The sequence below is a fragment of the Campylobacter concisus genome, assembly GCF_003048375.1.
Classification (GTDB): domain Bacteria; phylum Campylobacterota; class Campylobacteria; order Campylobacterales; family Campylobacteraceae; genus Campylobacter_A; species Campylobacter_A concisus_T.
In genome coordinates this window covers 724,470-737,918 of the sequence record NZ_CP021642.1, presented here as the reverse complement: position 1 = coordinate 737,918, position 13,449 = coordinate 724,470, and the positions used below count along the sequence as shown (strand labels likewise).

Sequence of the window (13,449 nt, the reverse complement as noted above, 5' to 3'; positions counted from 1 at the left end):
GGCCTGAAAATAAAATTTGGGAGAAAAGGATGGTGCGCCCGAGAGAATTCGAATCTCTGACCTTTTGAACCGCAATCAAATGCTCTATCCAGCTGAGCTACGAGCGCACATGAAAAATTAAGTTGTGATATTAACCAAACTTTCCTTAAAAAGAGATTGTATTCATTTTAAATTTATAACCTTTTTAGTAAAATCCTTTGAGTAAAAGGAGCAAAAATGAACGATTTTTTCGATAGCCTAAAAGAGATCAAAAAAGAGCTTACAAAAGAGCAAGGCGTGGCAAAAAAGCCCCAAAAAGAAGCCGCTTCTTACACAAAAGAGGAGGCGATCTTACACAAAGAACAAAAGCTAAGAGATGAGTTTTTGGCATATACAAAAGATAGCAATATCAGGAAAATTTAACTTTGGAACGCTAGTTGCTTTAAATAGGGATATTTTGAATGGAGAAACCCATGAATATAACCCAAACTTTAGAATCTTTAAGCATTTTAACCGATAGCGACGCTCTTTTTTGCGAGCTTCGCACACTGATAAGTAAAAATTTCACAAAAACCCTAGCAAACAAAAACAAAATCATCTCTTTTTACGAAGAGAGCGAGATCCCACAGCGAAAATGCTTCTTAAAATTTATAAAAAAACTCTATGAAAAACAGGGCAACGAGCTTGACGTGACCTTTGCAAAATACAAAACCATAAAACTATCTCTAGTGCAAAGAAACGCCCTAACAAACATCTACAATATCGACATCGATTTTTTTAATGACGAGATGATCTTTACGCTAAATAACACTCCAAGAGCTTTTGCAAGCTACATTTTGCAAAATTTTAAAGGCAATGAGTCTAAATTTGACGAGAAAAATCATAAATTTAGCTTAAAAATAAAAAAAGATAGCGATTTTGACTTGATAGAAGAGATCATTTCAAGACGCGAACATCTAAAATTTATAGTAAATTTTTACTACAATGAAGTCAAATTTAAAGAGTTCAAAAGAAATTACAAGGTTCAAAACTCGGCCAAATTTAAAAGTCGCTTTAGCGCTTTGGCAAATTTGCTAGAAGAAAATTTTGAAATTTTAGGCTGCTCAAATAGCGACAGCTTCGAAACCGTAAGAGACAGCTACCTAGCCCTTGCTAAAATTTACCACCCAGACAGACACTCAAACAAGAGTGAAAGCATCAAAAACGAGTATAACACTAAATTTAAAAAGATCCAAACAGCCTATGAGGCACTAAAACCGTTCTTTAAAAACCAAGAGAATTTTATAAAGGTGGGGTAAAAGTTTTAAAATTAAAATTTGAAAAATATATATTAAAATGCTAAAATCAGCTAGCTAAAAAATACAGAAACTAAAAAAATAAGTTATCCACAATGCAAATTAGGATACTTAGTTTGACTTTAAAGATGTAATTTGACAAATTTTTGCCTAGATGCTTTTTTGCAATGTAAATTTATTGCGCCAACCTAACAGAATTGGTATTCTTAGCATAAAAATTTTAAAGGACACAATATGAAAAGAATATTCTTGATAATAACTTTTTGTATTACTTTGCACTTTATTTGCTTCTGATAAGGTAATAGAACTTGACACAAAGGCAAAAGAGTTACAAGAAAAAATTACAAATTTAACCGAACTAAAACAACTATCTTCGGAAAAGCAAAAAGAATTTTTAGATATCTTTTTGGCAACCGAACGGATAAAATATGCTGCAACATATATAGAAACCGATGGTAAAAACCAAAAAACATTAGACAGACTCTACTTACAAAAATGGAATGACAGAATGTCTTACCTTTTAAAACTTGCCATGTCTGGCAATGATTATCTTAAAACAATACAAGAATACAAGAATTTAAGAGTTTGCAAAGACGCTTCTTGTGGACACACAAATGAGCTTTTTATCATACAAAATAAACTTGGGCATATTGAGAATAATAGTCCAAAAGATACTAAAAAAGCCAAAGAAATAGCACTTTTTGGAAACGAATCATATAAACAATATATTATCGCCAAAGACGACTTTTGGAAAAGCCTACACGCTGTATTGATTAAATCAGAAAGGATGGATAAGCATCCAATAGTAAGTGTTCTTGAAAATATAAAACAATACGATGATGAATTTGCTGGACTTGATAATATCTTTGTACAGCAGAATCTAAAAAGACTTTATTCTGCAAAGTACTATATGAATTTGCTTGTCAACCCAAAAGCATTTGGTGAGAGCTACCAAGAAATAGAACTTTGCGAGATCAAGCCGGAGTTCTTAAGTGACGAGCTTCATACAAAATGTATAAAAAATAACAACAAAGTAAAATAAATTCATGACTATAATACCAATAAGTTAAGTATATTTTTTTATTATAATTCTATTATTAATCGATCAAGCTATAAAAATTATTAGAAGTTAAAAATAAATTATTTAAATAATAGCAAAGCAATATCAGCAATATAAAAAATCAAATTTCTAAAAATAAACAAAATTCATTTTTTGTAAAGTTTTGAAAATTAGTATGCTAAAATTTAATAGTAAGAGACATATGTTTAAATAGCTAAAAGGTTGTTTCACAAAATAAACTAATAATATATTATTTAAAGTTTAACAAACTAGATAAAAATGTAAAATTAATCTGATTATTATAAAAATGCCTAAATAATCAAGGTTTACTAGAGTATAAGACCTTCTAAAAAATAAATTTACACTAATAGTAATTTACATAAATGGTATATAAATCTTCAACTGAAACTTTATATCTTGCTACTACGAGTAGAGATGTAAATATGCCAAAATATATCTAAAGTTTAGAGATTTTTATTTTAGCTTAAAATAATGCGATTAAGGTAATCCAATAACATAAAAACAAATATAAAAATTTTACCATATTTAATCAATAAAAACTAATTAAAAAATAAAAACTAATACTTTATACTTAAATAGAAATAAACACCAATAAAAACAAGATTAATAACATAAGAATTAAAGCAGACTAACAACAAAGCCCGCAACGACCTACTTTTCCAACATCCCAGTAAGGGAGAGTATCATCAGCCAGGACGAGCTTAGCTTCTTGGTTCGAGATGGAGCAAGGCGTTTCCTCGTCTGTATAGTCACGGGCAGTGTTAAATAAAAGATATAATAGCTAAATCTCTTATTTAACACTACTAGATAAAGTTAAAAGTCATAAACAAAGTTTTGTAAAAACATATCTTATTAAGTTTTTATCCTTAACAAGGAAGTGATGCTTATTAAAAGATAAGCAGACGAGCTATTAGTACTGGTCAGCTAAAGGACTTTCATCCATTACACACCCAGCCTATCAAACACATAGTCTATATGAGCTCTTAAAAGAAGATTCATCTTGGAGTTGGCTTCCTGCTTAGATGCTTTCAGCAGTTATCACATCCCAACATAGCTACCGAGCGGTGCCCTTGGCAGGACAACTCGTACACCAGTGGTTGGTTCGACCCGGTCCTCTCGTACTAGGGTCAACTCTCCTCAATCTTCTTGCGCCCACGGCAGATAGGGACCGAACTGTCTCACGACGTTCTGAACCCAGCTCGCGTACCGCTTTAAATGGCGAACAGCCATACCCTTGGGACCTGCTCCAGCCCCAGGATGCGATGAGCCGACATCGAGGTGCCAAACCTCCCCGTCGATGTGAGCTCTTGGGGGAGATCAGCCTGTTATCCCCGGGGTACCTTTTATCCTTTGAGCGATGGCCCTTCCACACAGAACCACCGGATCACTAAGACCGACTTTCGTCTCTGCTTGACGTGTATGTCTCGCAGTTAAGCTGGCTTATGCCTTTATACTCTACGAACGATTTCCAACCGTTCTGAGCCAACCTTTGTAAGCCTCCGTTACATTTTGGGAGGCGACCGCCCCAGTCAAACTACCCACCAGACATTGTCCTACTTGAGGATAACTCAAGCTAGTTAGCTATCAGAATAAAAAAGAGCGGTATCTCAACAATGGCTCACCATAAACTGGCGTCTATGGATCAAAGCCTCCCGCCTATCCTGCACATTTTTATCCCAATAGCAGTGTCAAGCTGTAGTAAAGGTCCACGGGGTCTTTCCGTCTTGCCGCGGGTAGGAGGAATTTTCACCTCCACTACAATTTCACTGGATCCCTCTTCGAGACAGCTCCCATCTCGTTACGCCATTCATGCAGGTCGATATTTAATCGACAAGGAATTTCGCTACCTTAGGACCGTTATAGTTACGGCCGCCGTTTACTCGGGCTTCGATCAAACGCTTCGCAGAGCTAACGTCATCAATTAACCTTCGAGCACCGGGCAGGCGTCACACCCTATACATCCTCTTACGAGTTAGCAGAGTGCTGTGTTTTTGGTAAACAGTCGGGAGGGACTCTTTGTTGTAACCTTCAATGCTTACGGAGTAAATCCTTCACAAAGTTAGGCACACCTTATACCGAAGATACGGTGCTATTTTGCAGAGTTCCTTGAAGAGAGTTCTTCCACGCGCCTTAGAATACTCATCCCACCCACCTGTGTCGGTTTACGGTACGGGCAACTATAACTAAACTTAGAAACTTTTCTTGGCTCGACAGTATCAAGGATTTACGATTCATTCCGAAAAACTTCACGTACCTGTAAGGCCTCGGCTTAAAGGAGTTCGGATTTACCTGAACTCCAACCTGCACCTTTCGACCAGCACTACCATCCGCTGGCTCCTCTAACTCTAAGCGTCCTTCCATCGCACATTATAGTTGGCATTGGAATATTAACCAATTTTCCATCGCATACCCCTTTCGGACTTTGCTTAGGACCCGGCTAACCCTACGATGACGAGCATCGCGTAGGAAACCTTGGGTTTACGGCGTTGGGGATTCTCACCCCAATTATCGCTACTCATGCCTGCATGCTCACTTGTATTCGCTCCAGCACTCCTTACCGGTATACCTTCAACGCAAATACAACGCTCTCCTACCACTTAGTAAAACTAAGTCTAAAGCTTCGGTACTCATTTTAGCCCCGTTATATTTTCCGCGCAGAATCACTAGACCAGTGAGCTATTACGCTTTCTTTAAAGGATGGCTGCTTCTAAGCCAACCTCCTGGTTGTTTAAGTAACTCCACATCGTTTTCCACTTAAATGAGATTTAGGGACCTTAGCTGTTAGTCTGGGTTGTTCCCCTCTCGACGACGGATTTTATCACTCGCCGCCTGACTGCCATGATTACACACTAGGTATTCGGAGTTTGATAGGGTTTGGTACATTGGTGTATGCCCTAGCCCATTCAGTGCTCTACCCCCTAGTGTTACTACATGACGCTATACCTAAATATATTTCGGAGAGAACCAGCTATCACGATGTTTGATTGGCCTTTCACCCCTATCCACAAGTCATCCCATAGCTTTTCAACGCTAGCGGGTTCGGTCCTCCACCGGCTCTTACACCGGTTTCAACCTGCTCATGGATAGATCACATCGTTTCGGGTCTGCAACGTCTGACTAAACGCCCTATTAAGACTCGCTTTCGCTACGGCTCCGGGTTTCCTTAACCTCGCCAGACATCACAACTCGCAGGCTCATTATGCAAAAGGCAGTCCATCACCCTGATAAATCATAGGGCTCTGAATGATTGTAAGCAAATGGTTTCAGGTTCTATTTCACTCTGATCACCTCAGTTCTTTTCACCTTTCCCTCACGGTACTTGTGCACTATCGGTCTAGTAGTAGTATTTAGGGTTGGATAGTGGTCTACCCAGCTTCAGACAGAATATCACGTGTTCCGCCCTACTCAGGATACTGCTAAGTAAAACAAAGCTTTCATATACGGGGGTATCACCCTCTGTGCCTAACCTTTCCAGGTTGTTCTATTAGCTAAGTTTAGTCTATATTGCAGTCCTACAACCCCACTAGTAAACTAGTGGTTTGCCCTCTTACGCGTTCGCTCGCCGCTACTAGCGTAATCTCTTTTGATTTCTTTTCCTGAGGGTACTAAGATGTTTCAATTCCCCTCGTTCGCTCCGTTATACGGTAACTAATATCTCTATTAGTTGGGTTGCCCCATTCAGAAATTCCCGGATCAAAGCCCCTTGACGGCTCCCCGAGACTTATCGCAGCCTGGCACGTCTTTCATCGCCTCTACTAGCCAAGGCATCCACCACTTGCTCTTTGTAGCTTACCTTTTCTATATTAGATTATTCTAATTCGCATCACTTCCTTGTTAAAGATAACTTTAGTTACTACATTTAAATTCTAACTCTCAAGACGGAAAGCATTGACTACTATTTAGATAAGTTTTAAATCCTAAATAGATTGTGATGTCAAACTTTTGCATTAAATGCAAAGAGAATAGAAATTTAAATCTTTAACAAGTCCTGTAAAATTGTTTTTAAAACTTGCTTGTGACTATTAACAATATTAATTAAAAGAACATTTAGACTTCGCAGACTAGCAAGCTAGTCTTTACGACCAAAGAGTTACACCCTTTGGAAACCCCTAAAGCACAAAGTTGCTTTCGGCAACTTCGTAATCAATAAAGATTAAGACACTTAAAAGTCTAAAGTAAATGTTTCTAAAAACACTTAATATAGACTTTTACTGTTAAACTATTTTATGGTGGAGAATAGCGGGATCGAACCGCTGACCTCCTGCGTGCAAAGCAGGCGCTCTCCCAGCTGAGCTAATTCCCCAATTAAATTCTCTGGTGGGCCTAACAAGACTTGAACTTGTGACCTCACCCTTATCAGGGGTGCACTCTAACCAGCTGAGCTATAGGCCCCTATAGGTCTATCAATCTTTCAAAACTAAACAAGGATGATTGAGAATATCTTTCTTATAGATATCTTGTGAGAGAATATCTATATGTACTCTAGAAAGGAGGTGATCCAACCGCAGGTTCTCCTACGGTTACCTTGTTACGACTTCACCCCAGTCGCTGATTCCACTGTGGACGGTAACTAATTTAGTATTCCGGCTTCGAGTGAAATCAACTCCCATGGTGTGACGGGCGGTGAGTACAAGACCCGGGAACGTATTCACCGTAGCATGGCTGATCTACGATTACTAGCGATTCCGGCTTCATGGAGTCGAGTTGCAGACTCCAATCCGAACTGGGACATATTTTATAGATTTGCTCCATCTCGCGATATTGCTTCTCATTGTATATGCCATTGTAGCACGTGTGTCGCCCCGGACATAAGGGCCATGATGACTTGACGTCGTCCACACCTTCCTCCTCCTTACGAAGGCAGTCTCATTAGAGTGCTCAGCCGAACTGTTAGCAACTAATGACGTGGGTTGCGCTCGTTGCGGGACTTAACCCAACATCTCACGACACGAGCTGACGACAGCCGTGCAGCACCTGTCTTAACATTTCTGCAAGCAGACACTCTTCTATCTCTAGATGATTTGTTAGATATCAAGTCCGGGTAAGGTTCTTCGCGTATCTTCGAATTAAACCACATGCTCCACCGCTTGTGCGGGTCCCCGTCTATTCCTTTGAGTTTTAATCTTGCGACCGTACTCCCCAGGCGGTATACTTAATCCGTTAGGTGCATTACTGCCAAGACTAGCTTAGCAACAACTAGTATACATCGTTTAGGGCGTGGACTACCAGGGTATCTAATCCTGTTTGCTCCCCACGCTTTCACGCATTAGCGTCAGTTGAGTTCCAGCAGATCGCCTTCGCAATGGGTATTCCTGGTGATCTCTACGGATTTTACCCCTACACCACCAATTCCATCTGCCTCTCCCTCACTCTAGATTATCAGTTTCCCAAGCAGTTCTATGGTTAAGCCATAGGATTTCACAAGAGACTTGATAATCCGCCTACGCGTCCTTTACGCCCAGTGATTCCGAGTAACGCTTGCACCCTCCGTATTACCGCGGCTGCTGGCACGGAGTTAGCCGGTGCTTATTCGTTAGGTACCGTCATTGTTCTTCCCTAACAAAAGGAGTTTACGCTCCGAAAAGTGTCATCCTCCACGCGGCGTTGCTGCTTCAGGGTTTCCCCCATTGAGCAATATTCCCTACTGCTGCCTCCCGTAGGAGTCTGGACCGTGTCTCAGTTCCAGTGTGACTGATCATCCTCTCAGACCAGTTATGCGTCATAGCCTTGGTGAGCCATTACCTCACCAACTAGCTGATACAATATAGCCTCATCCTACACCGAAGAACTTTCCCTATCTAACTTATGTTAGATAGGAGTATAGAGTATTAGCAGTCGTTTCCAACTGTTGTCCTCTAGTGTAGGGCAGATTAGCTATACATTACTCACCCGTGCGCCACTAACTCATAAGAGCAAGCTCTTACTCGTCCGTTCGACTTGCATGTATTAGGCACGCCGCCAGCGTTCACTCTGAGCCAGGATCAAACTCTCCATATTAATTACCTATCTAATAGATAGGATTTTTATTATGAAGTTTTTAATCAAAAAAACTTTTAGTTTTTATATTAGTTTGTCTAATCTATTATTTAATCATAATAGACTGGCTCAATCGATCACTTGTTTAGATTTCAAAGATTGACTAATAGTTTAACAATTGTAAGTTAAAAGAACAACGATAAGAAAAAGGCTTTATTAACGTTGAAGTTAAAGGTGGTTTCTCGTTTCGTGAGCTGGAATTATATATGAGGGATGCTTAAAGGTAGATAAAAATTAGGCTAATTTTTTAAAAAATAAAAACTATAAATTTTTAATCAAATTTAACTATTTTCTTTTATAGATGCAAAGCCGCTTTCTTTTTCTATACTAATGGTTGTTTGATTGCCGCGTTTATCTGTTATTGTTATACTGCAATCTTTTTTAAGAAGTCTATCATAAGGACGTTTTGCTCCTCCAGAAGTAGTACTTGCTACTCTCATAGGGCGACCCATTTCATCAAAAATTATAGTTTGCATTCCACTACAACCGTCTTTAAAATCAACTGATGTTATGCCAAACCTTTTTCCTAAATTTAATTCTTTATTCCACTTTTTGCAAGTAGCTTCTGTTACTATTCCACTACTCCAGCCTCCACTAAGGAGTTTCCCGCTTTTATAGATATCGTTTGCAACTTCACTTTCTGAATTTATATTTCCATTTACACTTTTGTCAAAAAAGACACTATACTTCCAAGTCTTAACTCCTGGTTTATCTATAGAGCATTCCTTTAGACTAGTTTCATTAAATGTTATTCCCCATCTCAACTTAAACCATGGCTTAGACTGATTGCTAATAAAATTTTCATATTTATCATCCTGCATAGCTAGGTGTTGAGTGTATCTTATATGAGTTAGGATCTGATTTGCCGCTTCTCTTGAGGCATTTCTGTTTAGTTTTGGGATCATAATGGCAGCTAAAATTCCAACAACAACAATAACAAAAATAAGCTCTATCATCGTAAAAGCTCTTTTTTTCATAGCCTATCGTTCCTTGATATTGAAATTTGCAACTACTTTTCCCATTTTTTCTATACTAAATTTCGATTTTTCATCTAAATCGGCACTTGCTAATAAATTTTTAGAGTAGCTTTTTGTTTTTATCCCATAAAATTTAAGCCTTAGCGCAAGCCTTGTATCTTCAGTCGCTATATCTTGCACTCCAGCCTCTTTTAGCTTATCTGCCAGCTCTTTTGCTACATCAAATTTATAAGTGAGATGTTTTGTAGGATCGCTTAAAAAGAGGTAAAAAATTTGATTAAAAATGATCGCTGACCAGTTAAATATCAAAAATAGCATCACTAAGCTAGTGCAAATTTTATGACCTTTTCTAAATTTTGGCAGCCTCACGCGATATGAGTTGAAAAAAACTCTTACCATAAGTGGCGTTGCGATCACACAAAATGGCAAAAACTGCTCAAGCTCCAGCCTTTGGCGCACAGAGACTATCATGCAAAAGCAAAATGAGCAAATGGCGATAAACCACAAAAGATCTTTCTTCTCCTTAACCCAAATTCTATAAATCGTATATACAAAAAAGATAAAGACAAATGGCGAAAATACAGCGGCAAATATGCCAAAAGTATCGATAAAGTGCCCGCTTGGTCTGCCATTTGTTTCAAAGCCAAAAAAGTAAAGCGTCAGCAAAAATAAAATGGCACTGAGCCAAGCAAGAGGCGGCTTTCTTTTGTAAAGTGCAAATATAAAAAATCCTGCATAAAATATCAAAAAATCACCATCTATGAAAAAGGCTAGGCAGAAAAAGAGGCTAAATAAAATTTTCTTTTTAATATGAAAAAGATATATGCATAAAAGCGCTAGAGTGATGCAAATTCCAGCGTTATTTATGATAAGTGCTGAAGCTAGCGTGCCAGGAAGCAGCACAAAAAGTAGGACCGCTATGATCCTGTCAAACTCGAGCTTAATGTAAAATTTACTCACCTTATACATCAAAACCACGCTTGCGATGTGAAAAAAAACCATCACGCCCCGCACAGCAAGGTCATTTTGACCAAAAAAATGGGTGCTTAGTTTTAAGATAAAGCTTAAAAGGCTGTGCTTTTGAAAGAAAATTTCAGCCTCATTGTAGCTTATGCTAAGAGAATTTGCCGCATAAAGTAGAAATACAAAATCAATCAAACATATCAAAAATACGCTAAAAGCGATGTGTCTGCTAGCAAATTCTCTAACTCTTTCTAACAAATTTAGCCCTTAAATATGTATATCCCAGAAAAACTCAACCCAGTCATGAGCCTCTTTCACCTTAAATTCAGGCAAAAGCAGAGCCTTCTCTTTATAAAATACAGTCGCTATCTTTATATCTAAATTTGGATAGCGTTTAAGCAGCTCTCTTTTTATCTCGACCATGCTCTCGCCGCTATCGATGATATCATCAACAAGCAAAATTTTAGTGTATTTGCTAAGATCTGGCACGTTAAAAATTTGTATCGTATCAAGTTTGTTTGTATCCTCGTAGTGGATAGAATTTAAGGTAAATAAATTTCTATTTTCAAGCGCAACAGCTAGTGAGTGGCCAAGCGTTAGACCACCTCTTGCCACAGCTAGTATCACCTCTGGATCAAACTCATCTTTTATCTGTTTTGCCATCTTTTTGGCATCAACGGCAAATTCATCGTAGCTATAAAATATCATCTTTCATCCTTATCAATGCACTAAAAATACGATAAAACTAATGAGCGCTAGCACGACTACACCTAAATTTATATCGCTAAATTCTCTCTTTATGAGCTTAACTATGACGTATGACATAAAGCCAAATGCAAGGCCGTTTGTGATCGAGTAAGTAAGCGGGATGAGCACAACTATGAAAAATGTCGCAACGCCGATGGCTGGATCTTTAAAATTTATGCTAGCAAGCTCGGCAAACATAAGCACGCCGACCATTACGAGGATCGGATAGATGGCATTGCCAGGGATAGCTTTAAAAAGTGGCAACATAAATAGTGTAAGTATAAATAAAAGTCCGCAAAATACAGCTGTTAGACCAGTCCTGCCGCCCTCTTCTACGCCGCTTGCGCTCTCTACAAACGATGTGGTCGTACTTACACCTACAAGCGAGCCAGCTGCAGTAGCAACCGCGTCAGCTTCAAGAGTTTTTTCAAGTTTTACGACGCCATCTTTTTTATTTTCGTCAAATATCCCAGCCCTCGTGCCAACGCCAGCTAGCGTGCCTATCGAGTCAAAAAGATCGGTCACAAAAAATGTGATAACAACTGGGAGTAAAGCTAGGCTAAAAGCACCTTTTATGTCAAGCTCTAAAAATATCGGCGAGATAGAGGCTGGAGTTGAGAAAATTTCTGTTGGATGAGGAGCGATGCCAAGCACCCAAGCGATCACTGAAGTGACAAGCACGGCTAGGATAAACGCGCCCTTTATCTTCCACGCCCAAAAGCAAATAACTAAAAATAGCCCCAAAACGCCAAGAAGCACGTTTGGATCTCTGAAATTTCCTATGCCAACTAAAACCGCGTCGTTATTTACGATAAAGCCCATTTGCTGAAACGCCACAAAGCTGATAAATGTGCCTATACCAGCGCTTATCGCTCTTCTTAGATCAAGTGGGATGGATCTTATTATCCACATCCTAAAATTTGTAAAAGACAAGACGACAAATATCACGCCGCTTAGAAAAACAACACCAAGAGCCGTTTGCCAAGGCACTTTCATACCGATGCAAAGACCAAATGTAAAATAAGCGTTAAGCCCCATACCAACGCTCATCGCAACTGGCGTGTTCGCCCAAAGACCATTTAATACAGTAGAAAATATGGTAATTAGCGCTGTTGCCGTTATTAGCGCCTCATAAGGCATGCCAGTTTTGCTCATAATAATCGCATTTACCGGCACGATATACATCATCGCCAAAAATGTCGTAAGTCCCGCTCCAAATTCCTGCTTCACACTCGTTTTGTTTTGTGCTAAGTCAAAAAATTTCACCCCAAGCTCCTTTAGTAAATTTTAAGTTCGTTATATAAGCTATCACGCTCAACCGGCGTAAAACCAGATGTTTTTATGAGATCGCAAAATGTCTTTAGTGTAACGCCATTTGCGCTATTTGCGCCGGCTGCACTTTGGATACTCTCTTTTTCTATCGTGCCATCAAGATCATCAGCGCCAAATTCCTGAGCGATCATCGCTAAATTTAGCGTCGAAGTGGCCCAGTATGCCTTTATGTGCGGGACATTATCAAGCACCAAGCGAGATATCGCCATAGTCTTTAAAATTTCAGCTGATCCTAGAAATTTAACATCTTTTAAGTAGTTATTTTCTCTTTGATAGACAAGCGGGATAAATGCGTTAAATCCGCCAGTTTCATCCTGCAAGTCTCTGATCCTTAGCATGTGATCGATCCTATTTTCACGGCTTTCTATGTGGCCAAAAAGCATTGTAGCGTTACTTTGTCTGCCTTTATCGTGCCACATTTTGTGAATTTTGAGCCAGTTCTCGCTACTTACTTTGCCTTTGCAAATTTTAGCCCTGACCTCTTCGTCAAAAATTTCAGCCCCACCACCCGGCATGCTATCGACTCCGTATTCAAGCATCTTTTCTATCACCTCATCGTAGCTTAAGCCGTAATGCCTTGATAAAAAATCAATCTCAGCCGCCGTCATCGCCTTTACGTGAAGCTCTGGATGAGCTGCCTTTATCTTTTTAAAAATTTCTAAATACCACTGCCAACCGCTAGTTGCGTTGTGGGCGGAGACGATGTGTATCTCTTTTATGCCGTGGCTCACGCTCTCATCAACGATCTTTAAAATTTCTTCGTGGCTCATTAGGTATGGATTTGGATTTTTTCTATGGGCTGAAAATGCGCAAAATTTACAGATGTCAGCACAGATATTTGTTGGATTGATATGGCGATTTACGTTAAAAAAAACCTTGTTGCCGTGCAGTTTTCTGCGCTTTTTGTCGGCAAATTTAGCCAAGGTAAAAAGATCAAGCTCATAAAGCGAAAAAGCCTCTTGCTTGCTTAATCTCTCGCCACTTTCTAGTTTTTGTAATAGATTCATTATTTATATCGTCCTAAAGCTGAACTTAAGGC

The 13,449-nt window shown here is 39.1% G+C and carries 8 protein-coding genes, 3 tRNA genes and 3 rRNA genes; 3 read left to right on the top strand and 11 right to left on the bottom strand.

The features are described from left to right. Window positions 1-30 precede the first annotated feature (30 nt). Window positions 31-107: transfer RNA gene (locus tag CCS77_RS03695), tRNA-Arg, on the bottom strand. A gap of 109 nt (window positions 108-216) precedes the next feature. Between CCS77_RS03695 and CCS77_RS03690 the strand changes: the two genes are divergently transcribed. From CCS77_RS03690 to CCS77_RS03680, 3 genes are all read left to right on the top strand, one after another. Then, the gene (locus CCS77_RS03690; protein WP_103611884.1) at window positions 217-402 is read left to right on the top strand and encodes a hypothetical protein; all 186 of its coding nucleotides are present in this window, start codon (window positions 217-219) and stop codon (window positions 400-402) included. Window positions 403-452: 50 nt separating this feature from the next. Continuing rightward, on the top strand, window positions 453-1,277 hold the full coding sequence (locus CCS77_RS03685; protein ID WP_107916594.1) for an adenylosuccinate lyase: 825 nt from the start codon (window positions 453-455) through the stop codon (window positions 1,275-1,277). Window positions 1,278-1,680: 403 nt separating this feature from the next. Further along, a complete protein-coding gene (locus tag CCS77_RS03680; RefSeq protein WP_152025741.1) occupies window positions 1,681-2,316 on the top strand; it encodes a hypothetical protein in 636 nt (211 codons plus the stop codon). Window positions 2,317-2,993: 677 nt separating this feature from the next. Here the strand turns inward: CCS77_RS03680 and rrf are convergent. The 10 genes from rrf to mqnE all read right to left on the bottom strand — a co-directional run bounded on the left by rrf (window position 2,994) and on the right by mqnE (window position 13,420). Next, a 5S ribosomal RNA gene (rrf, locus tag CCS77_RS03675) occupies window positions 2,994-3,112 on the bottom strand. Window positions 3,113-3,245: 133 nt separating this feature from the next. Then, window positions 3,246-6,150 (bottom strand): 23S ribosomal RNA (locus CCS77_RS03670). A 432-nt stretch (window positions 6,151-6,582) separates the two neighbouring features. Beyond that, window positions 6,583-6,658: transfer RNA gene (locus tag CCS77_RS03665), tRNA-Ala, on the bottom strand. A 12-nt stretch (window positions 6,659-6,670) separates the two neighbouring features. Then, window positions 6,671-6,747, bottom strand: a tRNA-Ile gene (locus CCS77_RS03660). 94 nt (window positions 6,748-6,841) lie between these two features. Then, window positions 6,842-8,352 (bottom strand): 16S ribosomal RNA (locus CCS77_RS03655). Together the 16S, 23S and 5S rRNA genes with 2 tRNA genes alongside form the textbook arrangement of a ribosomal RNA operon. A 320-nt stretch (window positions 8,353-8,672) precedes the next feature. Beyond that, window positions 8,673-9,368 carry a type II secretion system protein gene (locus CCS77_RS03650; RefSeq protein WP_107916592.1) on the bottom strand — a complete coding sequence of 232 codons (696 nt, stop codon included), beginning with the start codon at window positions 9,366-9,368 and terminating at the stop codon, window positions 8,673-8,675. A gap of 3 nt (window positions 9,369-9,371) precedes the next feature. After that, on the bottom strand, window positions 9,372-10,589 hold the full coding sequence (locus tag CCS77_RS03645; protein WP_107916591.1) for an ArnT family glycosyltransferase: 1,218 nt from the start codon (window positions 10,587-10,589) through the stop codon (window positions 9,372-9,374). Window positions 10,590-10,598: 9 nt separating this feature from the next. Beyond that, entirely contained in the window at window positions 10,599-11,039 is a 441-nt protein-coding gene (locus CCS77_RS03640; RefSeq protein ID WP_012001533.1) for a phosphoribosyltransferase, read from the bottom strand. 12 nt (window positions 11,040-11,051) lie between these two features. After that, window positions 11,052-12,344, bottom strand: a complete 1,293-nt coding sequence (locus tag CCS77_RS03635; RefSeq protein ID WP_103573462.1) for an NCS2 family permease — start codon at window positions 12,342-12,344, stop codon at window positions 11,052-11,054. 11 nt (window positions 12,345-12,355) lie between these two features. Further along, window positions 12,356-13,420 (bottom strand): aminofutalosine synthase MqnE, encoded by a 1,065-nt coding sequence (gene mqnE, locus CCS77_RS03630; protein ID WP_107916590.1) that lies wholly within the window; start codon window positions 13,418-13,420, stop codon window positions 12,356-12,358. Window positions 13,421-13,449: the final 29 nt, after the last annotated feature.